General features: G+C 70.1%; 17 protein-coding genes and 1 riboswitch. Of the genes, 6 read left to right on the forward strand and 11 right to left on the reverse strand.

Translation table 11 applies throughout. From position 1 onward, the window contains the following. Positions 1-76: 76 nt before the first annotated feature. Positions 77-868: a hypothetical protein gene (locus A4W93_RS27000; protein WP_157131788.1), complete on the forward strand. Its 792-nt coding sequence runs from the start codon at positions 77-79 to the stop codon at positions 866-868. Between the two features lie 115 nt (positions 869-983). After that, positions 984-1,619, forward strand: a complete 636-nt coding sequence (locus A4W93_RS27005; RefSeq protein ID WP_085753557.1) for an NAD(P)H-dependent oxidoreductase — start codon at positions 984-986, stop codon at positions 1,617-1,619. On the opposite strand, the gene A4W93_RS27010 is transcribed toward A4W93_RS27005, so the two are convergent. Beyond that, positions 1,603-2,472 (reverse strand): alpha/beta hydrolase, encoded by an 870-nt coding sequence (locus A4W93_RS27010; protein ID WP_085753558.1) that lies wholly within the window; start codon positions 2,470-2,472, stop codon positions 1,603-1,605. The two genes, A4W93_RS27005 and A4W93_RS27010, sit on opposite strands and share 17 nt — an antisense overlap. 117 nt (positions 2,473-2,589) lie before the next feature. Here A4W93_RS27010 and A4W93_RS27015 point away from each other — a divergent pair, with 117 nt between their 5' ends. After that, on the forward strand, positions 2,590-3,198 hold the full coding sequence (locus tag A4W93_RS27015; protein ID WP_085753559.1) for a chalcone isomerase family protein: 609 nt from the start codon (positions 2,590-2,592) through the stop codon (positions 3,196-3,198). A 109-nt stretch (positions 3,199-3,307) separates the two neighbouring features. On the opposite strand, the gene metW is transcribed toward A4W93_RS27015, so the two are convergent. The 7 genes from metW to A4W93_RS27050 form a co-directional block, all read right to left on the reverse strand. Then, complete coding sequence (metW, locus tag A4W93_RS27020) at positions 3,308-3,892, reverse strand: methionine biosynthesis protein MetW (protein WP_085753560.1); 585 nt, start codon at positions 3,890-3,892, stop codon at positions 3,308-3,310. After that, on the reverse strand, positions 3,892-5,022 hold the full coding sequence (gene metX, locus A4W93_RS27025) for a homoserine O-succinyltransferase MetX (RefSeq protein ID WP_085753561.1): 1,131 nt from the start codon (positions 5,020-5,022) through the stop codon (positions 3,892-3,894). Before metX ends, metW begins: the two co-directional genes overlap by 1 nt. Before the next feature lie 43 nt (positions 5,023-5,065). Beyond that, positions 5,066-5,138: riboswitch (SAM riboswitch) on the reverse strand. Between the two features lie 17 nt (positions 5,139-5,155). After that, positions 5,156-6,628, reverse strand: a complete 1,473-nt coding sequence (locus A4W93_RS27030; protein ID WP_085753562.1) for an efflux transporter outer membrane subunit — start codon at positions 6,626-6,628, stop codon at positions 5,156-5,158. A 14-nt stretch (positions 6,629-6,642) separates the two neighbouring features. Beyond that, complete coding sequence (locus A4W93_RS27035; RefSeq protein ID WP_085753563.1) at positions 6,643-7,755, reverse strand: ABC transporter permease; 1,113 nt, start codon at positions 7,753-7,755, stop codon at positions 6,643-6,645. 5 nt (positions 7,756-7,760) lie between these two features. Further along, a complete protein-coding gene (locus A4W93_RS27040; RefSeq protein ID WP_407081696.1) occupies positions 7,761-8,885 on the reverse strand; it encodes an ABC transporter permease in 1,125 nt (374 codons plus the stop codon). After that, complete coding sequence (locus A4W93_RS27045) at positions 8,882-10,639, reverse strand: ATP-binding cassette domain-containing protein (RefSeq protein WP_085753564.1); 1,758 nt, start codon at positions 10,637-10,639, stop codon at positions 8,882-8,884. Before A4W93_RS27045 ends, A4W93_RS27040 begins: the two co-directional genes overlap by 4 nt. Next, positions 10,636-11,640 carry an HlyD family secretion protein gene (locus tag A4W93_RS27050; protein WP_085753565.1) on the reverse strand — a complete coding sequence of 335 codons (1,005 nt, stop codon included), beginning with the start codon at positions 11,638-11,640 and terminating at the stop codon, positions 10,636-10,638. The genes A4W93_RS27045 and A4W93_RS27050 overlap by 4 nt, the downstream gene beginning before the upstream one ends. Before the next feature lie 89 nt (positions 11,641-11,729). On the opposite strand from A4W93_RS27050, the gene A4W93_RS27055 reads away from it, so the two are divergent. Next, a complete protein-coding gene (locus tag A4W93_RS27055; protein ID WP_085753566.1) occupies positions 11,730-12,404 on the forward strand; it encodes a TetR/AcrR family transcriptional regulator in 675 nt (224 codons plus the stop codon). Positions 12,405-12,450: 46 nt separating this feature from the next. On the opposite strand, the gene A4W93_RS27060 is transcribed toward A4W93_RS27055, so the two are convergent. Next, positions 12,451-15,663: a glycoside hydrolase family 3 N-terminal domain-containing protein gene (locus tag A4W93_RS27060; protein ID WP_085753567.1), complete on the reverse strand. Its 3,213-nt coding sequence runs from the start codon at positions 15,661-15,663 to the stop codon at positions 12,451-12,453. Between the two features lie 300 nt (positions 15,664-15,963). On the opposite strand from A4W93_RS27060, the gene A4W93_RS27065 reads away from it, so the two are divergent. Continuing rightward, the gene (locus A4W93_RS27065; RefSeq protein WP_099959998.1) at positions 15,964-16,308 is read left to right on the forward strand and encodes a PRC-barrel domain-containing protein; all 345 of its coding nucleotides are present in this window, start codon (positions 15,964-15,966) and stop codon (positions 16,306-16,308) included. A 19-nt stretch (positions 16,309-16,327) separates the two neighbouring features. Here the strand turns inward: A4W93_RS27065 and A4W93_RS27070 are convergent, their stop codons facing one another. Next, positions 16,328-17,227 (reverse strand): response regulator transcription factor, encoded by a 900-nt coding sequence (locus A4W93_RS27070; RefSeq protein ID WP_085753568.1) that lies wholly within the window; start codon positions 17,225-17,227, stop codon positions 16,328-16,330. Then, the gene (locus tag A4W93_RS27075; RefSeq protein ID WP_174694900.1) at positions 17,221-20,610 is read right to left on the reverse strand and encodes a hybrid sensor histidine kinase/response regulator; all 3,390 of its coding nucleotides are present in this window, start codon (positions 20,608-20,610) and stop codon (positions 17,221-17,223) included. The genes A4W93_RS27070 and A4W93_RS27075 overlap by 7 nt, the downstream gene beginning before the upstream one ends. A gap of 303 nt (positions 20,611-20,913) precedes the next feature. On the opposite strand from A4W93_RS27075, the gene urtA reads away from it, so the two are divergent. Then, positions 20,914-22,170: an urea ABC transporter substrate-binding protein gene (urtA, locus tag A4W93_RS27080; RefSeq protein WP_085753570.1), complete on the forward strand. Its 1,257-nt coding sequence runs from the start codon at positions 20,914-20,916 to the stop codon at positions 22,168-22,170. Positions 22,171-22,211 lie beyond the last annotated feature (41 nt).

A 22,211-nucleotide genomic window follows, 5' to 3' on the forward strand; every position in this document is an offset into this window, starting at 1 on the left:
CGAACGAGGTGTCACCTGGATGGCACCCCGTTCGCGGGCCTTCCGGTCGGGCGCCGCGGCGTGGAAGAATGCCGACATGACGACTGACCTGCTGCGCCGTCTCCAAGCCTGGACCGAGGGTGCGCTCTCGAGTGCCGGCACGCAGGTGACGGTGATGGAGTTCGTCAACACGCCCGTCTGGTTTCCCGGGGCGCGTCAGCCCGCGGCGAACGGCGTCGGCCACGGCTCCCAGCGGCTGCACCTGTTCCCCGGCGACCCGGGCGAATTGCCCACGCTGGGCGTCTGGCTGCACGACCCGGCCACGCTGCATCCGCCCGTCACCACGCCCACGCTGCACCAGACCGGCGGCGCGCTGCTGTCCTTCGTGATGAACCAGCGCTTCAACGTGGTGCTGGACGACCACGGCGAACGCTGCCTGCTGACCTACGACGACCTGCTGAGCCTGCGCACGCTGATGCTGCTGCGCCGGGTGGCCGACGGTTTCGTGGTGGAGGCGATGCCCCCACCCGACGTGTCGAAGCTGGCGGCCCCGCTGCTGGCCCACTGCGCCAGCGAACCGTCGGTGCGCCGGGCCTGGCTCGCGGTGATCCACTCGGCCGCGAGCACGCAGGCGGCCGTGCTGCTGGAGGCCACGCAGGCCGACCGCCACCGCGACACCCTGACCCGCCTGCTGGACCCGCTGCTGCCGCCGGGCGTGTCGATGACCGTCATCGAGTCGAAGGACACCTTCTCGGCCGACCTGCGCGAGGCCATCGCCCGGCACGACCCGCTGCACGACGCCACGGCCAAGCCGGGCTGGATGGACCGGGTGAAACACCGCTTCGCGGCCCCGGTCGTGCCGGTGATCCGGCTGGACCTGCGGCGCTGACCGCCCTCCGCCCTTCGGGCTCCTAGCACAAGCGCGAATGTCCCGTGGCCTGCGCGTCCGGCCCGGCGCACCTACATTCGCACGCTCGTCCGAAATGACTCACCGAACCGACACCATGGAACTGCTCGACAAGCTGAACTGGCGCTACGCCACCAAGAAGATGGACCCGGCCCAGGCCGTGCCGCAGGACAAGGTCGACCGCATCGTCGAGGCCGCGCGCCTCGCGCCCACCTCCAGCGGCCTGCAGCCGTTCGAGGTGATCGTCGTCACCAACGCCGAGTTGCGCGCCAAGGTGCGCGCCGTGGCGTGGAACCAGGCCCAGATCACCGACGGCTCGCACCTGCTGGTGTTCGCCGCCTGGGACAACTACACCCCCGAGCGCATCAACCAGATGTTCGACTACACGAACCAGGTGCGCGGCGGCACCAACGACGGCTGGGAGGCGTACCGCCAGAAGCTGCTCGCGTCGTACCCGGGCCGCGATGCCCAGGTCAACTTCGAGCATGCCGCGCGCCAGGCCTACATCGGCTTCGGGGCCTCGGTGATCGCCGCGTCGTTCGAGGGTGTGGACAGCACCCCGATGGAGGGCTTCGACCCGGCCGCCGTGGACGACCTGCTGGGCCTGAAGGCCCGCGGCCTGCGCAGCGTCACGCTGCTGCCGCTCGGCTACCGCCAGGCCGAGGGCGACTGGCTCGTGAAGCTCGAGAAGGTGCGCCGCCCGCGCGACCAGTTCGTCACGGAACTGAACTGACGTCGGCGACCCGCGCGGAGCGGGTCGCCAGCCAGGCTTCGAGCGCGGCCAGCACCTCCTGCTGCTCGGGCTCGTTGAAGATCTCGTGGTACAGCGCGGGAAACTCCCGCGTCTCGACGAGGTGCGCCGGCGCCGCCGACGCGAAGGCCCTGCTGCCCCGCGGCGCGACGCAGCGGTCCTTGCCGGCATAGACGAGCAGCGTGGGCACGTTCCAGGCCGAGGCCTGGCGGCGGGCGAATTCGCCGCCGTCGACGATGAACGACACGAGCTTCGGCGTGATGCGGTCGTGCACCAGCGGGTCGGCCACGTAGGCCTTCACCACCTCGGGGTCACGCGACACCCACTCGGGCTTGAGGCCGTTGCCCACGGCCAGGTTCGGCGCCAGCCACCGCATCATGCGGAGCTGGAAGCGCTGCCCGCCCGACAAGCCGGCATCGAGGGCCGGCGACGACATCACGATGGCGTCGACCGGGTGGAACCAGCGTTCGGGATCGTGCAGCGTGCCCTCCGCGCCGTAACGCGCCACCACCAGCCCGCCCATGCTGTGGCCCAGCAGCACGAGCGGCCCCACGTGTTCGGCCCGCGCCGCGGCCACCACGAGGGACAGGTCGGCCAGCATCGCGTCGGGATCGTTCAACGCGCCGCGGGCGCCCTCGCTGCGGCCGTGGCCCCGGTGGTCGTAGGCCACCGTGTGCCAGCCCCAGCCGTTCAGCGCCTTCACGACGTGCGCGTAGCGCCCGCTGTGTTCGCCGAGGCCGTGCACCAGCACGACGGTGCCCCGCCCGCGGTCGCCCGCCGGGCTGTGCTTGACGTGGAGCTTCAGGCCGTCGGCCGTCGAGAGGGTGCTCAGCATGATGAAGCAAGTGTAGACAGTGAATTTGTCCCGTGTGACAGGGCTTTTCCGCTTGCCATTGGCACAAACCCTCGCCGACACTGCAGGCACATTCGAAAAAACGCCCTGGAGAGGCCCATGCTGCCGAACACCCCCGCCCGCCGCCCGTCGTTCACCCGTCACGCCGCGCTGGCGATGACCATGGCGGCCGCGCTCTGGGTCACTGCGGCCCAGGCCGCTCCCACCGTCTCGAAGTTCGAACCCACGGCCGAGGTGCTGGGCACCAAGCTCCAGATCAACGGCCAGGGCACGCGCCGCCGCGGCATCTTCAACGGCTACGACATGGCGCTCTACACCACGCGCAAGGTCGCCACCGTGGACGACCTGCTGGCCCTGCCCGGCCCGAAGAAGCTGCAGTTCGTGGCCCTGCGCGACCTGCCCGGCACCGAACTCGGCCGCCTGTTCATCAAGGGCATGGGCGAGAACTCGCCGAAGGAACTCACGCAGAAGCACAGCCTCTCGAGCCTGCGCCTGATCGAGATCTTCTCGGGCCGCCCGAAGGTCGCCCCCGGCGAGACCTTCGCGATGGAATTCATCCCCGGCAAGGGCACGCTGTTCTACATCCTCGGCAAGCCGCAGGGCGAACCCGTCGGCGACGCCGAGTTCTTCACGATGGTGCTGAAGATCTGGGTGGGGCCTCAGCCGGCGGACACGCTGCTCAAGGAAGCGCTGCTGGGCAAGGAATAAACCACCAGCGCACAAGAAAACACCTGTCATCCCGGCGGAGGCCGGGACCTTCGGCATGTGCCCAGGGTCCCGGCCTTCGCCGGGATGACGTGCTTGTTTGAGGCCCGTTTCAACCGCGGTCGAACTTGAACACGGCAACGCTTGCCCGCAGGTTCGGCAACGTCCGCACCGCCCGCCCGTCCTGGATCCCGAACGACTCCTGCACCCGCAGCCCGTTCTTGCCCGCCAGCACCTCGAAGTCCTTGAACGTGCCCACGCGGATGTTGGGCGTGTCGTACCACTGGTACGGCAACACGCGCGTGACCGGCATGCGGCCCGCGGCGATCTGCACGCGGTTGGGCCAGTGGGCGAAGTTCGGGAAGCTCACGATGCCCACGCGGCCCACGCGTGCCGTCTCCTTCAGCATGCGCTCGGTGTTGCGCAGGTGCTGGAGCGTGTCGAGCTGCAGCACCACGTCGAAGCTCTGGTCCTCGAAGATGGCCAGGCCGTCCTCCAGGTTCAGCTGGATCACGTCGACGCCCTTCTGTGTGCAGGCCAGCACGTTCGCATCGTCGATCTCGATGCCGTAGCCGGTGCACTGGCGCCTGTCGCGCAGGTGGGCGAGCAGCTCGCCGGTGCCACAGCCGAGGTCGAGCACGCGAGAGCCCACCGGCACCAGGTCCGCGATCAGTTCGATGTCTTTCCGTTCGCTCATCACTTCACCTCCGCCGCGATGTTGGCGAACCGCTGCCGCAGCAGCGCGTGGTAGCGGCTGTCGTCGAGCAGGAACGCGTCGTGGCCGTGGGGGGCGTCGATCTCGGCGTAGCTCACCGACAGGCGGTTGTCGAGCAGGGCCTTGACGATCTCGCGCGAGCGGGCCGGCGAGAAGCGCCAGTCGGTGGTGAAGCTCACGAGCTGGAACTTGCATCGGGCCTGGGCGAACGCCGCGGTGAGGTCGCCACCGTGTTCGCGGGCCGGGTCGAAGTAGTCGAGCGCGCGCGTGATCAGCAGGTACGTGTTCGCGTCGAAGTAGTCGCTGAACTTGTCGCCCTGGTAGCGCAGGTAGCTCTCGATCTCGAACTCGATGTCCTGGGTGCTGTAGCCGAACGCCTCGCCCTTCAGGCTGCGGCCGAACTTGGCCTCCATCGAGTCGTCGCTCAGGTACGTGATGTGGCCGATCATGCGCGCCACGCGCAGGCCGCGCTTGGGCACGGTGCCGTAGGCGTAGAAGTGGCCACCGTGGAAGTCGGGGTCGGTGACGATGGCGCGCCGCGCCACCTCGTTGAACGCGATGTTCTGCGCCGACAGGTTGGGCGCCGTGGCCACCGCGATGCAGTGGCGCAGGCGGTCGGGGTGGCGCAACGACCAGCTGAGCGCCTGCATGCCGCCGAGGCTGCCGCCCAGCACGGCAGCGAGCTGCGTGATGCCCAGGCGGTCGAGCAGGCGGGCCTGCGCGTCGACCCAGTCCTCCACCGTGACGACGGGGAAGTGCGCGCCGTACGGCTGGTCGGTGGCCGGGTCCACCTGCATCGGGCCCGTGGAGCCGAAGCAGGAACCGGGGTTGTTGATGCCGATCACGAAGAACTTCGTCGTGTCGAGCGGCTTGCCCGGGCCCACGAGGTTGTCCCACCAGCCCTCGCTCTTCGGCTGGCCGTCGTACGTGCCGGCGACGTGGTGCGAAGCGTTGAGGGCATGGCACACCAGCACGGCGTTGTCGCGCGCGGCGTTCAGCGTGCCGTAGGTCTCGTAGACGAGGGTGTAGTCGCGCAACGCGGCGCCGCTCTTGAGCGGCAGCGGTTCGGCGAAGTGCATCGATTGCGGTTGGACGTGGCCGACAGATCCCATGGATCACCCAGATGAAACAACCCGGCGCCGCCAAAAGCGGGACCGGGTCGGGGCCACGTCTTTAGCGGAATTTATTAAGCGCCCGCAAGCCGGAACAAATCAGCGCTGGCCGCCAGTATAGCCACGCACGCCTCTACCGCGCTTCGACGGGCCCATTGCCGAGCGCCTTGTTCAGTCCGACGTACTGGAGGCCGAGCCGCCCTTCGCTGGCCGCGAGGTCGCGCCGGGCCTGCAGGTAGACGCGGCGGGTGTCGAGCACGGCGACGAAATCGGTGGCGCCGCCGTCGTACCGCGCCTGCGCGAGCCGGAAGGCCTCGCCGGCGCTCTCCACGCGCCGGGTCTGCTCCTGCCGGTGCTGGCGGGCCGCGGCATAGCCGCTGAGCGCGTCGTCGACCTCCTGCCACGCCCGCAGCACGGTGCGCTGGTAGTTCACGGCGGCCTCCTGCTGGTCCAGCTCGCGCAGTTGCACGACACTCTTGCGCCGGCCGCGATCGAAGAGCGGCAGGTCCAGGCTCGGGCCGATCATCCAGGTGCGGCTGCCCCAGTCGGCGAATTCGCTGCTGACGTAGGACTCCAGGCCCGCCTTCGCGCCGATGCGGATGCTGGGGTACAGGTCGGCCTGCGCGACACCGATGCTGGCCGTGGCGCGATGCAACTGCGCCTCGGCCCCGCGGATGTCGGGGCGGCGCAGGGCGACTTCAGAGGGCAGGCCCATCGCGTAGTCGGGCCAGGTGGGCGCGGGCGGCTCCGCGCGCGGGGCCAGCAGTTCCCGCAACGCGCCAGGGTTCGTGCCCAGCAGCAGGGCGATCTGGTTGGCGCTGGCCCCCTCCTGGGCCAGCAGGCCGGGCAGCTGCGCCTTCAGTGCAGCGACGTCGGTGCGCTGCCGCTCCAGGTCGAGGTGGTCGAGCACCCCGCCGCGCACCTTCGCTTCCAGGAGCTCCAGTCGCTCCTGCAGGGCGGCGAGGTCCTCGCGCGCCAGCCGGATCTGCTGCTGCGTGGTGCGCAGGTCGATGTAGTGGCGGGCGACATCGCTCGCCAGGCTGGCGCGCGCCAGGTCGAGCAGGGCCGCCTGACGCCCGAGGTCGGCATCGGCCGACTCGAGGGACCGGCGAACGCGCCCCCACAGGTCGAGCTCCCACGACAAGTCGAACCCGGCTTGGTACAGGTTATAGGGACCGACGAGCAACGGCACGATCTGCTCGCGCGGCAGGCCCAGGATGTCGATGAGGCGCGTGCTGCCGCCGAAGTCGCTCTGCCGCTGGCGGTTGACGCTGGCGTACGCCCCGACCTCGGGCCAGGCCCGGGCGTCGGCCGCCCCCCGCTGCACGCGCGCCTGCACGAAGTGCAGGGCCGCGGTGCGCAGGTCCGGGCTGCCCATCACGGCCTGCTCCTGCAGCTGGTTCAGCACGGGATCGCCGAACGCTTCCCACCAGCGCTCGGGAAGCTCCTCGCGGCCCGGCGGCAGGCGCAGCGATTCGTCCGCGCTGCGCCAGCGGGTCCAGTCGTCGGGGGCGGGTGAGGCCGGCTTCGTGAAGTCCGGGCCCGTGGTGCAGGCCGCCATCGCCAAGAGCAGGGCGAGCGCGGCGGCGATTCGATGCGTGGACATGGCAGGACCTCTCGTCAGGTCAGGCGGTGGCGGAACAGCCATGCGGCCAGCGGGAGCGTGACCGCCGCGACCGCGAGCATGGGAATGAAATCGGCCCCGACCTCGTGCAGCCCGGCACCTTCGAGGTACACCCGGCGGACCAGGTCGATGCCGAAGCGCAAGGGGTTCGCGTACGTGGCGATCTGCAGCACGCGGGGCATGTTGCCGGCCGGCGTGAGCAGGCCCGAGAGCAGCATGAGCGGCATGATCAGCAGGAACGTGGACAGCATCGCCTGCTGCATGCTCACCGAGAGCGCGGAGATCGACAGGCCGATGCCCACCGCGGCAATGGTGAAACACACGAGGCCCAGGTACATCACCCACGGCGATCCGCTCATCGGGATCTGGAACCAGAAGCGGACGACGAGCAGGATGATGGTGGACTGCACCAGCCCGACGAACATCGCCGGCAGGGCCTTGCCGACGAGGATCTGCATGGGCGTGAGCGGCGTGACCAGCAGTTGGTCGAACGTGCCCTGCTCGCGTTCGCGCGCCACCGACAGCGCGGCGATCAGCAGCGTCTGCAGCATGCTCAGCGCCGCGATCAGCGCGGGCAGGATGTTCCAGCGCGATTCGAGGTTGGGGTTGTACCAGGCCCGCCGCTCGATGCGCACCGGCGGAGCCAGGCCCCGCGCCTGGTTCAGGTCGGCCACGATCGCCCCCACGTAGGCTGCGGCCAGCCCCGCGGTGGAGGAGTTGCGTCCGTCGAGGATCACCTGCAGCGGCGCGGCGTCACCCGCCGCCAGCCGCGACTCGAAGTCGGCCGGGAAGCCGATCACCATCAGCGCGTCGTCGCGCTCGATCGCCTGCGCGACCTGGCGTGGACTGTCGAGCCAACCCACCCGCTGGAACACGCCGGTGCCATCGAGCCGGCTGACGAGGGCCGTCGAGGTCGCGCCACGGCTCTGGTCCAGCACGGCATAGCGCGCGTGGGTCAGGTCGAACGTGGCGGCGTAGCCGAACAGCAGCGACTGCATCAGCGCGGGGGCGAACAGGATGACCCGGCTGGCGGGATCCTTCAGCAGCGCCAGCAGCTCCTTGCGGCACAGGAACAGGACGCGCGAGACGGAAGCGAGGAAGCCGGTCATGGGCGTCAATCCAGGGTCTTGCGCATCTTGCGGGTCGTGGCGGCGAACAGCACGACGGCATAGAGCGTCAGGATCGTGCAGTCGCGCAACAGCATGCGGGTGCTGTCGCCGGCGAGGAACAGGGTCTTGATCAGGCCCATGTAGTGCGTGGCCGGCAGCACCTGGCTGATGCCCTGCACCACCGCCGGCATGTTGCGCAGGTCGAACACGAAGCCCGACAGCATCATGGCCGGCAGGAAGCTCGTGAGCAGGGCCACCTGGCTCGCCTTGAACTGGCTGCGGGTCACGGCCGAAATGAACAGCCCCAGCAGCAGCGATACCACGAGGTACAGCAGCGACGACACGACGATGGCCGCCAGCGATCCGCGCATCGGCACCTCGAACAGGAGCCGCGCGGCCAGCAGGCACATCACGAGGTCGATCGCGCCCACCACCAGGTAGGGCACGAGCTTGGCCAGCACGATCTCGGCGGGCCGCACCGGGGTCACGAACAGCGACTCGAGCGTGCCGCGCTCCCATTCGCGGGCGATCAGCAGCGAGGTCAGGAAGGCCCCGATGAGCGTCATCACGAGGGCCAGCAGTCCGGGCACGAGAAACCACGTGCTGGTGTTGGCCTCGTTGAACCACATGCGCTGCTCGATGCGGACCCCGGTGCCGCGCGGGCCGCCGGCACGGTCCGCCTGGTGCTGCGCGGCGGCGCCGATGGCGCCGGCCACGTAGCCCTCCACGGCGCTCGCGGTGCTCGAGTCGACGCCGTTGAGCAGGAGCTGGATGCGAGCCTGGCCCAGCGCCAGCTGCCGGGAGAAGTCCGACGGCACGCGCACGATGGCGCCGACGCGGCCGTTCCGCATCAGGGTCACCGCCTCGGCCATGTCCGGCGTGAAGACCGGGCTCAGGTAGGGCGAGCCCCGCAACCCGGCCACCACGTCGCGGGCGGCGGGCGAGCCGTCCTCCAGCACGACCGCCACCGGCGCGTCCTTCACGTCGAAGGACAGGCCGTAGCCGAACAGCAGGATCAGCATCACCGGCAGCAGCAGGCCCACCGCGAGGTTGGCGCGGTCGCGCAGCATCTGCCGCATCTCCTTGCGCATCAGGGCGACGAGTCGGCGGCCGACGCCCGTGCCGCTCACGGCGTCACCCCTCGCGCCGCCTGCCGCTCGCGGCGGCCTTGCTCGACGATGGCGATGAAGGCGCTGTCCATGTCGCGTGCCGCCTCACCGCCCTGGCGGCGCACCTCCTGCGGCGTTCCGAGCGCCAGCATCCGCCCGGCGTCCTGGATCGCGATGCGGTCGCAGTACTCGGCTTCCTCCATGAAGTGGGTGGTGACGACGACCGTGACCCCGCGCCGCGCCAGCGCCGTGATGGTGCGCCAGAACTCGCGCCGCGCGAGCGGGTCGATGCCGCTGGTGGGCTCGTCGAGGAAGAGGATCTCGGGCTCGTGCAGCAGGCCCGCCGCCATCGCGAGCCGCTGCTTGTAGCCCCCAGGCAGCTCGCCGCTGCTGGCCGCGGGGTCGAGGTGGAACTGGGCCAGCACGGCCTCCACGCGCGTGCGCAGCGCGTGGCCGCGGAGCCCGTAGGCGCCGCCGAAGAACTCGAGGTTCTCCCGCACGCTCAGGTTGCCGTAGAGCGAGAACTTCTGCGCCACGTAGCCGATGCGGGCGCGGGCCTGGGCACGCGCGTGCCGCAGGTTGAGTCCCGCCACCTCCAGGTGGCCGCCGCTGGCCGGCAGCAGGCCGCACAGCATGCGGAAGGTGGTGGTCTTGCCCGCGCCGTTCGGCCCCAGCAGCCCGAAGATCTCGCCGCGCCGCACGTCGAACGAGGTGCTCGCCACGGCGGTGAAGTCGCCGAACCGGCGCACGAGGTCGCGCACCACGATGACGGGCGCGTCCTCCACCGGCCGTGCGTCGCCGGCACCGGCCTCGGCGCGGGTGCCGGGCGGCGCGGCCTCGTGCTGCCGCAGCAGCATCATGAAGGCGTCTTCCAGTTCCTCCGGGCGCGCCTCGGCGACCGCACCGTCCAGCAGCGCCGCCAGCTGGTCGGCGGGCGCGTCGGGCTGGCGGATGAACCGAACGGCGCCGCCCTTCGGCACGGCGTCGACGATCAGGCCCTGTGCGTCGATCAGGCGTGCCTGCAGTTCGCGCGCCACCACGCCGGCCGGCGGCGCCACGTCGAAGGTCAACCCGCGCGCGCGCTCGCGCAACGCCGCCGGCGTGCCTTCGGCCAGCAGGCGGCCCCCGCTCATCACGAGGACGTTCGCGCAGCGTTGCGCCTCGTCCATGTACGCGGTGCTGACGATCACGCTCAGCTGCTCGTCATCCACCAGCTGCTGGACGATGGACCACAGGTCGCGGCGTGACAGCGGGTCGACGCCGACGCTCGGCTCGTCCAGCAGCAGCAGGTCGGGGGAGCGCACCAGCGTGCAGGCCAGCCCCAGCTTCTGCTTCATGCCGCCCGAGAGCTTGCCGGCCGGCCGCGCAGCGAAGGAGGCCAGGTCCGTCATGGCCAACAGGCGCGCGAAGCGCTCGTTCCGCAGCCGCGCGGGCACGCCGTGCAGGTCGGCATACAGGTCGAGGTTCTCCTGCACGCTCAGGTCCTCGTACAGGCCGAAGCGCTGCGGCATGTAGCTGATGCGGTCCTGCACGGCCTGCGGATCGGCCACCACGTCGACGCCCAGCACGTGCAGGCGCCCGGCGTCGGGCCTGAGCAACCCGGCCATCATTCGCATCAACGTCGACTTGCCCGCACCGTCCGGCCCCACCAGGGCGGTCAGGGCACCCGCCTGCACCGTGAACGAGAGGCCGTCGACCGCACGCAGCACACTGCCACCGGGCGCCGCGAAGGTCCGGCCCAGGCCCTCGGCCACGACGGTGGCGGCAGCACTCATCGCGGCGCGCCGGTGTCCAGCCGAACGCTCGCCGGCTGGCCCAGCCGCAGCACGTCGCCCGGGTCGTCGACCCGCACGCGCACCTCGTAGACCAGGCTGGTCCGCAGCTCCTCGGTCTGCACCGACTTCGGCGTGAACTCCGCCGAGGACGAGATGGCGCCCACCAGGCCGGACAGCGGCCGGTCCGGGGCGCTGTCGGTCCACACACGGGCCGGCATGCCGGGGCGGACCCGGCCGAGGTCGGGTTCGCCCACGTACACACGCACCCATTTCGGCTGCATCAGCGCCAACGCGTACACCGGCCGCTGCGGCGTGGCCATGTCGCCGGGCTCGAGCAGGCGCGAGCGGACGACCCCGTCGGCCGGCGCCTTGAGTTCGCCCAGCTCGATCTGGTGGGCGAGGAGGTTCAACTGGGCGATCGACGCGCCGAGCTGCGCGCGGGCCGCGGCGACGTCTTCCTTGCGGGCGCCACGTTCCACGAGGCGCAGCGCGTCCTCCTGTTCCGCGACCTTCGCGCGGGCCACCTGCGTGGACGACCGGGTTCGGTCGAGGTCCATCGCACTGACCCCGCGCCCGCCGGTCTCCGAGGCGATCTGTTCGAGCCGGGCCAGGTCCTGCCCGGCCCGCGCGGCGTCGCTGCGTGCGGCCTGCAGGCGGCTGCGCGCCTGCGCCACCTCTTCCGGACGGGATCCGTTTTCCAGCCGCAGCAGGCTCTGCTTCTGCACTTCGCTCTGCGCGCGGGCCTGCTCCGCCTGGAGCCGGAGGGTCTTCACGTCGAGGCGCGCCAGCACCGCGCCTGCCCGCACTCGGTTGCCCTCCTCCACGAGCATCTCGGCGACCCGGCCGCTGCCGTCGAAGGCCAGGGACACCTGGCGGAGGTCCACGTTGCCATGGAGCACCAGCGCGTCGGCGGGAGGGCGCTCCCGCCGTTGCCACCAGGCCGCGGCCGCGATCGACACCGCGATGGCAAGAACCAAGGCAACGATCAGCAGCTTCTTCATGGCATCCCCATCCCTGCATGCGATGCCGGCGACTTTAAATCTAATTTAAACTTCAAGGCAAGCACTGGCTCGGACCGGAGTCCGACACGATGACCAAGCCCCCTCCAAGACGCGCCTTGCGCACCGATGGCGACCTGACCAATGCCCGCATCCTCGAGGCGGCCGGCCCGCTGTTCGCCGCGAGCGGCTTCGCCGAGACGACCAGCAAGTCCGTCGCCCAGGCCGCCGGGGTCGATCTCGCATCGATCAACTACCACTTCGGCAGCCGCAACGGGCTCTACCAGGCCGTGCTCGCCGAGGCGCATCGCCGGCTGATCCGGCTCGAGACGCTGCGGCACATTGCGGCGGATGCGGGGTCGTCGGCGGACAAGCTCGCGCAGCTGCTCGAGATGCTCGCCGGTGTCGCTCTCGGCGAGCAGGGCTGGCCCGCGCAGGTGCTCGCACGCGAGATCCTGTCGCCCACGTCCAACGCCCTGGTGCTGCTCGACGCCGAGATCGCGCCGAAGGTCGCGCTCGTCCAGCAACTGCTCGGCGACATCAGCGGCATCCCACCGGGCGAGCCCGCGCTGCTCCGCTGCATGGTGAGTGTGGCGGCGCCGTGCCTGATGCTGCTGGTCGCCGGACGGACGCTTCCGGGCCCGCTCAAGCACCTCGCCGCGACCACGCCCGCCGAGCTTGCCCGCCACCTGCACACCTTCGCGCTGGCGGGGCTGCGCGCGGCGGGCGAGCAGTACCGGAGCACCGTCCCGGCGCCGCGACGCTGAAGCCTTCGCCGAAGGGCCCCGCCGTCCGGGCGGGGCCCGTCCCGCGTCACGGGGTTGCCAGCGTCACGTTGCTCACCTCGAACCGCACCCCCTGCTGGTCATCCCACACCGGGAAGATGCCGAACGGCACCGTCACGTTCTCGAGCGTGAAGCACGGCGCGTTCTCGTTGGCCACCACGTCGGCCACGTTCAGCGTGATGCGGTGCACCTGGCCGTCGGCCGGGGGCTTGATGGCGTCGGGCAGGATGTAGTCGACGTTGCGGCAGCCGTCGCCCGGGCTTTCCATCTTGATGGCCAGGCCCTTCGTGTTCGCGCCGTAGCTGTGGACCTTCACGTCGAACGACAGCGTGCCCGCCGCGTAGTTCGCGAGGTTGAGCCCCGCGCCCTTGAAGGTGAACGTGCCGTTGCCGCCGTCGGCGAGGAAGTTCACGTCGAAGCCGCCGGCGATGGGCGTGGCCACCACGTGCGTGCCGTTCGAGATGTACATGTCGGCCTTCAGGTCGCCGTGCGGACCGGCCGCCCCCCACAGCGTCACCGACGGGCCGGGCAGCGGCTCGATGGTGGGCGGCGGCGGCGGCTTCAGGTCCGCGCACGCGAGCGTGTCGGCGTCGGCCGCCGCCCCCACCACCCAGCGCACGCGCGCCACGGTGGCCTGGAACGCACCCGCGGTCTTCAGCAGGAACGGCGTGTCGACCGCGGCGAAGTCGGCCCCGGCCTCCGCGAAACACTGCAGCGGGATCTTGACGGTCTTTTTCGTGTCGAGCGGCAGGCCCTTGAGCAGCGCGGTCACGTCGGCCTCGCCGCGGCACGGGTACACGCAGTCGACACGCACGACCACGTTGCTGGCCGGCGCCTGGTGCACGGCGATGTCGAACGCCAGCACGGCCTTCGCGTCGGGATGCACGTAGCTGTTGAGGTCGGCGGCGCCCGGCGGGTTGCTGGTCGGGCCCACCATCGCCTTGAACTCGGCGTCGCCACCGGTCCACACGAGCTTCTTCGCGTCCTGCTGCACGTTGAGCTGCGACGTGGTGGCGGTGAGCACGCCGTTGGTGGTGGTCACCGTGGCGTTGAGGTCGTCGCCGAGCGGCACGTGCCAGTTGGGGTCGGAGCCGATCTCGAGCTTGAACTGCGGGTGTTGCGCGGGGTTGTAGACCTCGAGCGGTTCGGTCGCGGCCGGCCCGTTGTTCGCGGTCTGGCCGCAACCGAGCGCGGGCGACGTCTCGTCGAGGGCGTTGCCCACGGCGGTGCCGGGTTCGGCGTAACGCTTGCCGCTGCCGAACGCGAACAACGGATCGTAGTTCGTGTCGCCGCGGTTCACCGTGGTCTGGCAACCGGTCTTCGGCCACGAGAACGACAGCTTGCCCTGGAAGTCGAAGTTCACCGATCCGTCGGCCTTGCGGAACAGCACGTCGGCCACGCCCTTGCCTTCGGTGCCGGGCAGGAAGGCAGCGACGAACGCATTGCTGCGGTTCAGCTCCTTGTTGACCCACAGCGGGCGGCCGGACACGAGCACGGTCACCACCGGGACACCCTTGCCCTTCACGAGGTCGAGCACGGCGAGGTCGGCCGGCGTGCGCTTCGCGTGTTCGAGCGTGCCGGCGCGGCCGATGTCACCCGCGCCTTCGGCGTACGGCGTCTCGCCGATCACCGCGATCACGGCCTGGAACGTCGACACGTCGATGCCCGCACCGTCGGCCGAGTAAGTGACGTTTTCCGCGCCCGCGGCCTCCTGGATGCCGGAGAGGATCGTGTCGGCGTTCGGGAAGTCGGCGTTGACGTTGGTCGTGCCCTGCCACGTCAGCGACCAGCCGCCGTTCTGGTTGCCGAGGTCGTTGGCGTTGCGGCCCACCACCAGCACCTTCTGGCCGCGCGCGAGCGGCAGCACGTTGCCGTCGTTCTTCAGCAGCACGAGCGACTTGCGCACGGCTTCGCGCGCGAGGTCGCGGTGCACGAGGCCGGCGGGGTCGCCCGCGCCCGGACGGGCCGACGGCTTCGTCGACACCGTCTGCCCGTTCTGCACCTTCATCAGGCCGGAACGCATCTTCACGCGCAGGATGCGGGTCACGGCGTCGTCGATGCGAGCCACCGGGATCTCGCCCGCCTCCACCGACGCGATGGTGTCGGCGATGAACTGCTTCCAGTCGTTCGGCACCATCACGAGGTCGATGCCGGCGTTGATGGCCGGCGGGCACGAGGTCTTCGAGCACGTGCGGGAGACGCCGCCCGCGTCCTTGTACTGCACCTGCGCGATGCCGTCCCAGTCGGACACGATCAGGCCATCGAAGCCCATCTTGCCCTTGAGCACGTCGGTCATCAGGTACTTGTTGCCGTGCATCTTGACGTTGTCGAAGTCGAGCGCGGTGCCGTCCGGCGCCGTGCCCTTGAACGTCCAGCTGTTGAACGACGCCATCACGGTCTGCGCGCCCGCGGCGAGGGCCGGGTAGTAGCCCGCGCCATGGATCGCGATCAGGTCGTCGATGCTCGCCTTCGTCTCGCCCTGGTCCTTGCCCTGGTCGGTGCCGCCGTCGCCCATGAAGTGCTTGGCGGTGGCGACCACGGTGGGTCGGCCCGACGTGGCGAACGTGCCCTGCAGGCCCGTCGTGTAGCGCCCGCCGTAGGCGGCGACAATCGACGGCTCCTCCGAGAAGCCCTCGTACGTGCGGCCCCAGCGGTCGTCGCGCACGACGGCCAGCGTGGGCGCGAAGGTCCAGTCGATGCCGGTGGCCACCACCTGCGCGGCCACGGCCGCGCCGATGCGCTGGATCAGCTCGGGGTCGTTCGCGGCGCCGAGGCCGATGTTGTGCGGGAAGAGCGTGGCGCCGAACACGTTGCCGTGGCCGTGCACCGCGTCGGTCCCCCAGATCACCGGGATCTTCACCGGCAGGTCGGTGTCCATCGAGGCCTGCCAGTAGGCATCGGCGAGGGCCAGCCAGTCGGCCACCGCCGCCCGCTTGTTGTTGCCGGGCCAGGCGCCGCCGCCGTTGAGCACCGAGCCGATGTAGTACTGCGTCACCTCGGCGGGCGTGATGCTGCGGATGTCGGGCTGGGTCATCTGCCCGACCTTCTGCGCGAGCGTCATGCCCGCGACGATCGCCTTGATCTGCGCCTCCTGCGCGGTGTCCTTCGGGATGGCGCTGGTGACGGCGGGCCAGTCGGCCCGCGGGGTCGTGGGGGTCATGTCGTCGTCGCTCCCGCAGGCTGTCAATCCGACGCCCAGCGCGAACAGGCCCGCGCCGAGGCGCCAGGCTCCAGGTTTCATTTTCACGGTCAACTCCTCAGTCGAGTGATGGCCGGCCGCGGGCCATCCGTGCCCGCAGCCGCACCGTTGAACTGCTACTTCTGTCACACTGGAACCGGTTTCAGTGAGGCGCGACTGTACGCCCGGGCCGAATTTCTTAACCCCGGATTAATACCGATGAACGCGGGATTACAGGACCGGTAGGGAGGTTCCTACGGCACCGGCCGCCCTGCGCCGATGGCCGCGAATCGGCGCAACGCCGATAACTGGGACATCCCCCGCCGGCATGTCGCCGCGGGCGGCCACATGAAGGAGACCTCCATGAGCGGACATCCCTGCATTTCCTCGAACAAGGTCGAGGGCACCCCGGTCTACAACCCCAACGGCGACAAGCTCGGCTCGATCGACGACCTCGTGATCGACAAGCGCTCGGGCCACGTGCGTTACGCCGCGCTCGAGTTCGGCGGCTTCCTCGGCATGGGCACCGACCGCTACCCGCTGCCGTGGGACATGCTGACGTACGACACGGGCCTCGACGGTTACGTCGTGCCGCTGCAGAAGGAGCAACTCGACAAGGCGCCGCACTACGGGCGCGACACGACGCCCGAGTGGACCGACGCGTACGGCCGCAAGGTCTACGACTACTACGGCGTGGCCTGGCAATGAGACCGCGGCGCGGGCGTGCTCATCGCGAGCCCGCCGGCGCCTCGCTGCCAAGCCCCTCCCGGGACGCCAGCGCGGCCGCGGCCGCGCGGGTTTCCACCCCGAGCTTCTCGAACACGTGTTCGAGGTGCTTGTTGACCGTGCGCGGGCTCATCCCGAGGATCTCGCCCACGTCGCGGTTGGTCTTGCCCTTCGCGACCCACGAGAGCACCTCGGTCTCGCGCGGCGTCAGCGATGCGGTGCCGAGGCGGCTGGGTGCCGCGACGCCCGCCGCACGCATCGACACCAGCCACATCACCTCGCCGAGTCCGACCGGCCCCAGGCGACGCGCGACCAGCACACGGCCGTCGTTCGCCGGGCTCGCTCGCTCCAGCGTTTCGCTGCCCGACTCCAGCCAGGCACTGGGCAGTCCGTCGCCCTCGGTGAAGAACTCCGCGAGCCAGCGCTGCGCCTGCGGTGAACGCCACGCGACCCGCTGCCGGGCGTCGACGACGAGCACGCCGTGCCCGCCCACGTCCACCGCCTCGCGCGCGAGCCGCACGGCCCGCGCATTGCGCACGTGGGTCGCGAGCCGCGCCAGCACCTCCTGCGCGCGCACGGGCTTGACGACGTAGTCGACACCCCCGGCGTCGAAACCCTCGACCACGTGCTGCGTGTCCGAGAGCCCCGTCATGAAGATGACCGGGATGTGCTGCAGCGCCGCGTCCTGCTTGATGCGGCGGCACGTCTCGAAGCCGGAGAGGCCCGGCATCATCGCGTCGAGCAGCACCACGTCCGGGGTGGCGAGGTCGAGCCGGTCGAGCGCCGACTGGCCGTCGCGTGCGACGAGCACCGTGTAGCCGTGCTCCTGCAGCGTGTGGCACAGCAGCCCGAGCGACTGCGGCGCGTCGTCCACCACCAGCACCACGGTCTCGCTCACCATGCCTCCGCCTGCGTGGCCCCGAGGCCCCGTGCGATCTCGTTCATGAATTCGTCCAGTTCGAAACGTTCGAGCAGCGCGCGCAGGCGCACGCAGTCGTCGTGGGCCGCCGGGTACTCGGCGACGAGGTCGTCGAGCACGCGGTGCAGGCCCTGCATGTGGCCCAGCCGCGCGAGGCGCATCAGCTCGGACGCGGGTTCGGCCGGCAGCTGCACGGGCCGGGCCACGGGCGCGGGCGTCCACGCCGGCACGGCGAGTTCCGCCTCCCATTCGAGCCGCAGGTGCCGTTGCAGCATCTCGAGCAGTTCGCTCTCGATCACGGGCTTGTCGACGAAGCCCTGGCAGCCCGCCTCGGCGAGGATGTCGGGGCGGTTCTCGAAGGCGTTGGCCGAGACCATGATGATCGGCACCGCCGTCTGGCCGGCCGCACGGATGCGCCGGGCCGTCTCCCACCCGTCCATGTCGTCCATCGACACGTCGAGCAGCACGGCGTCGGGGCACTGCTCCAGCACGCTCTCCAGGCACTCGCTGCCGCTCGCCGCCTCGCGCAGCCGGAAGCCGAGCGGCAGCAGCATGCCGGCGAGCATCTGCCGCTGGATCGGCTGGTCGTCCACGATCAGCAGCGTGCGGCGGCGGCCCTCGTAGCCGGTGACGGGGCGGTGCGAACCGCCCTGGCGATCGAGCGGCGCGGCGGGTGCGGCGATCTCGCGCAGGTAGAGCCGCAGCCCGAACGTGCTGCCCTGGCCGGCCACGCTCTGCACCGTCAGCTCGCCGCCCATCAACTGCGCGAGCAGGTGCGTGATCGTGAGGCCGAGGCCGGTGCCGGGTTCGCCGCTGCGCCGGCCCGCGCTGCCGCGTTCGAACGGCAGGAAGATGCGCTCCTGGTCTTGCTCGGCGATGCCGATGCCGGTGTCCACCACCTCGATGCGCACGACCTCGCGCCGCCAGTCGATGCGCAGCACCACGCTGCCACGTTCGGTGAACCGCACCGCGTTGCCCAGCAGGTTGATGAGGATCTGGCGCAGGCGCTTCACGTCGGCGTGCACCCAGTCGGGCACGCGGCCGCGGGTCTCCAGGCGGAAGTCGAGCCCCTTGGCCTCGGCCTGCGGGCCCACCATGCGCACGAGGTCGTCGAGGAACTCGTGCACCGGCAGCGGCGACGGGTCGAGCCGCAGCCGGCCGGCCTCGATGCGCGCGAGGTCCAGCAGGCCGTCGATGAGGCCGTGCAGGTGTTCGCCGCTGCGGTGGATGGTGGCCACCGACGTGCGCCGCGTGCCGGTCACCTGCTCGTCCTTCAGCAGGATCTGCGCGTACCCGAGGATGCTGTTCAGCGGCGTGCGCAGCTCGTGCGTGATGCCGGCCACGTAGCGTGTCTTCGCCTGGTTCGCCGCCTCGGCCACGTCCTTCGCGGCCTGCAGCGCGGTGTCGGTGCGCTGGTGGGCCTCGATCTCCCGTGCGAGCAGCTCGTTGTGCCGGTTCGACTCGGCCTGGGCCATGTGCCGGCTCTCGCTGCCCAGCACGATCCACCACGCGCCCACCGCGGCCGCGAGCGACAGCAGCGCGAACACCTTCAGGAACGGCGCCTGCAGCGCGGCGCGGTCCAGGCCGTGCAGCACGCCCTCCTGGTCGTAGACGACGCCGAAGCTGAGCGCGAGCAGGCCGATCAGCGAGACGGCCACCACGAGGTAATGCGCCACGCGGAAGTTCAGCGTGGACGCGAGCCGCGGCGGCAGCACCGCGGTGAGCCACGAGCTCACCTGCTCGCCCGCGCGCGACTGCGTCTTGCAGCGGTCGTGGCAGCGCGACTCGAGCGTGCAGCACAACGAGCAGATGGGCGCGCCGTAGGCCGGGCAGTGGGCCATGTCCTCCGATTCGAAGGGGTTGTCGCACACCGAGCACTTCAGGATCTGGCCGGGCCGCCACCTGGCGACGTCGTGCCGCGCGAGGTAGAAGCGCCCGCGGGTCCAGCGCGCGAGCAGCGGCGACACCACGAGGGCCGTGGCCAGCGCGATGAACGGCGAGAAGGCCTCGGCCTCCGGCCCGAACAGGCCCACGTGCGCCAGCACGCCCAGCAGCGCCGCCGTCAGCATCGCCCCCAGCCCCACCGGGTTCAGGTCGTACAGGTGCGCGCGCTTGAACTCGATGTGTTTCGGGCTCCAGCCGAGCGGCTTGTTGATGACGAGGTCGGCGACGAGCGCGCCGACCCACGCGATGGCGATGGTGCTGTAGAGCCCCAGCACGCGCTGCAGCACCTCGAACACGCCGAGCGTCATCAGCAGCACCGCGATCAGCACGTTGAACACGAGCCACACGACCCGCCCCGGGTGGCTGTGGGTCAGCCGCGCGAAGAAGTTCGACCACGCGAGCGAACCGGCGTACGCGTTGGTCAGGTTGATCTTCACCTGCGACACCACGACGAACAGCGTGGTGACCGCGAGCACCCAGGCCGGGTTGTCGAACACGTACGAGAAGCCCGCGAGGTACATCTGCGTGGGCTCGATCGCCTTGTCCGACGGGATCTGGTGCTGCAACGCGAGGAACGCGAGGAAGGCGCCACCCAGCATCTTGATCATCCCCGGCACGATCCAGCCCGGCCCGGCCACCAGCACCGCGCCCCACCACTTCGCGCGGTTCGCCTTCGTCTTCTCGGGCAGGAAGCGCAGGTAGTCGACCTGCTCGCCGATCTGGACCACGAGCGAGAAGGCCACCGTGGCGGCCGCCGCGAACATCACGACGTCGAAGCCGCTGCTGCTCGACGTGCGGCCCACGAGGCTCGTGAAATCGGAGAAAGCGGCCGGGTTCTTCGCGAGCACGAACACGTAGGGGCACACGAACAGCACGATCCAGATCGGCTGCGTCCACAGCTGCAGCCGCGAGATCACCGTGATGCCGTACATCACGAGCGGCACGATGCCGAGCGACGACACGAGGTAGCACACGGGCAGCGGCCAGCCGAAGTACATCTGCAGCGCGGCGGCGAGGATGGCCGCCTCCAGCGCGAAGAAGATGAACGTGAAGCTCGCGTAGATCAGCGACGTGAGCGTGGAGCCGAGGTAGCCGAAGCCCGCGCCGCGGGTCAGCAGGTCCATGTCGACGCCGTACTTGGCGGCGTAGTAGCTGATGGGCAGGCCGGTGAGGAACGTGATCAGGCCGACCACCAGGATGGCCCACACCGCGTTCGAGAAGCCGTAGCTGAGCGCGATGGCACCGCCGATGGCCTCGAGCGCAAGGAAGGACGTGGCGCCGAACGCCGTGTTCGCCACGCGGAACTCCGACCACTTGCGGAAGCTGCGCGGCGTGTAGCGCAGCGCGTAGTCCTCCAGCGTTTCGTCGGCCACCCAGCTGTTGTAGTCACGCCGGATGCGGAAGATCTTCTGTGTGGCCACGGGCCACTCCTGTGGGGTTTGTCTCGGGCGGGGCTTGAGCAAGAACCGAACCCACCACGGCGGTCACCCCGGCGAACGCCGGGGCCCACCGGTCCCGTGGCGCGCCTGCAAGCCGTGGATCCCGGCGTGCGCCGGGATGACAGGCCGAGAGTGTGTCGCGCCGCGCCGGCCCGCGCGCTACGTTGATTGACGTATGGGCCGCATGCGTCATCGCTCCCACCATCCGGGTCATGGGTTCGTTCCGAAGCACCGGCCTGGTGCGCGAACCCGAGGTTTCGCCCACAACCCGTTTGGAGAAGCACGATGTCCCGCGATCACGTTCCGAGCCCGAAATCCCAACAGCGCCGCCGCCTCCTGCAGGGCGCGGCCGCCCTGTCCATGAGCGGTGTCGCCGGCCTGGCCCTGGCCCAGCAGTTCCCGACCGCCAAGGTCAACACCACCAAGCTCGCCGTCACCGACACCGAGGTGGTGGTGGGCCAGCTGCACTCGGCCACCGGCACGATGGCGATCTCGGAAACGGGCTCGATCCAGGCCGAACAGCTCGCGATCGACCAGATCAACGCGATGGGCGGCGTGCTCGGCCGCAAGATCCGCGTGATCAAGGAAGACGGCGCGTCCGACTGGCCCACGTTCGCCGAGAAATCGAAGAAGCTGCTGGTCAACGACCGCGTCGCCGCGGTGTTCGGCTGCTGGACCTCGGCCTCGCGCAAGGCCGTGCTGCCCATCTTCGAGAAGGAGAACGGGATGCTGTACTACCCGACCTTCTACGAAGGCCTGGAGCAGAGCAAGAACGTGATCTACACCGGCCAGGAAGCCACGCAGCAGATCCTGTGGGGCCTCGACTGGGCCTCGAAGGAGAAGAAGGCGAAGACGTACTTCCTCGTGGGCTCCGACTACATCTGGCCGCGCACGTCGATGAAGATCGGCCGCAAGCACATCGAGAACGTGCTGAAGACCAAGGTGGTGGGCGAGGAGTACTACCCGCTCGGCCACACGAACTTCAACTCGCTGATCAACAAGATCAAGGTCGCCAAGCCCGACGTCATCTTCGCCGCGGTGGTGGGCGGCTCGAACGTCGCGTTCTACAAGCAGCTGAAGGCCGCCGGCGTCACCGCCGACAAGCAGTTCCTGCTGACGATCTCGGTGACGGAAGACGAGGTGCTGGGCATCGGCGGAGAGAACATGGCCGGCTTCTACTCGTCGATGAAGTACTTCCAGTCGCTGGACAACGCGAACAACAAGAAGTTCGTCGAAGCGTTCAAGGCCAAGTACGGCAAGGACGCCGTGATCGGCGACGTGACCCAGGCGGGTTACCTCGGCCCGTGGCTGTGGAAGGCCGCGGTGGAGAAGGCCGGCAGCTTCGACGTGGACAAGATCGCCGCCGCCTCGGCCGGCATCGAGCTCAAGACCGCGCCGGAGGGTTACGTGAAGGTGCACGAGAACCACCACCTGTGGAGCAAGACCCGCATCGGCCAGGCGCAGAAGGACGGCCAGTTCAAGGTCGTCGCCGAGTCGCCCGAGCTGATCCAGCCGGATCCGTTCCCGAAGGGCTACCAGTAATCAGCCGCTGGCAGGACGGGCCCCGGCCCGTCCTTCTCCAC

The organism is Piscinibacter gummiphilus (assembly GCF_002116905.1).
Lineage (GTDB): Bacteria > Pseudomonadota > Gammaproteobacteria > Burkholderiales > Burkholderiaceae_C > Rhizobacter > Rhizobacter gummiphilus.

What these genes read in the sequence shown, in the direction of transcription:
- A4W93_RS27010 (WP_085753558.1), bottom strand. Translation starts at nt 2,472, where the DNA reads ATGCTGAGCACCCTCTCGACGGCCGACGGCCTGAAGCTCCACGTCAAG.
- A4W93_RS27050 (WP_085753565.1), bottom strand. Translation starts at nt 11,640, where the DNA reads ATGAAGAAGCTGCTGATCGTTGCCTTGGTTCTTGCCATCGCGGTGTCG.
- A4W93_RS27070 (WP_085753568.1), bottom strand. Translation starts at nt 17,227, where the DNA reads ATGGTGAGCGAGACCGTGGTGCTGGTGGTGGACGACGCGCCGCAGTCG.
- A4W93_RS27045 (WP_085753564.1), bottom strand. Translation starts at nt 10,639, where the DNA reads ATGAGTGCTGCCGCCACCGTCGTGGCCGAGGGCCTGGGCCGGACCTTC.
- urtA (WP_085753570.1), top strand. Translation starts at nt 20,914, where the DNA reads ATGTCCCGCGATCACGTTCCGAGCCCGAAATCCCAACAGCGCCGCCGC.
- metW (WP_085753560.1), bottom strand. Translation starts at nt 3,892, where the DNA reads ATGAGCGAACGGAAAGACATCGAACTGATCGCGGACCTGGTGCCGGTG.
- A4W93_RS27055 (WP_085753566.1), top strand. Translation starts at nt 11,730, where the DNA reads ATGACCAAGCCCCCTCCAAGACGCGCCTTGCGCACCGATGGCGACCTG.
- A4W93_RS27065 (WP_099959998.1), top strand. Translation starts at nt 15,964, where the DNA reads ATGAGCGGACATCCCTGCATTTCCTCGAACAAGGTCGAGGGCACCCCG.
- A4W93_RS27005 (WP_085753557.1), top strand. Translation starts at nt 984, where the DNA reads ATGGAACTGCTCGACAAGCTGAACTGGCGCTACGCCACCAAGAAGATG.
- A4W93_RS27060 (WP_085753567.1), bottom strand. Translation starts at nt 15,663, where the DNA reads ATGAAACCTGGAGCCTGGCGCCTCGGCGCGGGCCTGTTCGCGCTGGGC.
- A4W93_RS27030 (WP_085753562.1), bottom strand. Translation starts at nt 6,628, where the DNA reads ATGTCCACGCATCGAATCGCCGCCGCGCTCGCCCTGCTCTTGGCGATG.
- A4W93_RS27000 (WP_157131788.1), top strand. Translation starts at nt 77, where the DNA reads ATGACGACTGACCTGCTGCGCCGTCTCCAAGCCTGGACCGAGGGTGCG.
- A4W93_RS27035 (WP_085753563.1), bottom strand. Translation starts at nt 7,755, where the DNA reads ATGACCGGCTTCCTCGCTTCCGTCTCGCGCGTCCTGTTCCTGTGCCGC.
- A4W93_RS27015 (WP_085753559.1), top strand. Translation starts at nt 2,590, where the DNA reads ATGCTGCCGAACACCCCCGCCCGCCGCCCGTCGTTCACCCGTCACGCC.
- metX (WP_085753561.1), bottom strand. Translation starts at nt 5,022, where the DNA reads ATGGGATCTGTCGGCCACGTCCAACCGCAATCGATGCACTTCGCCGAA.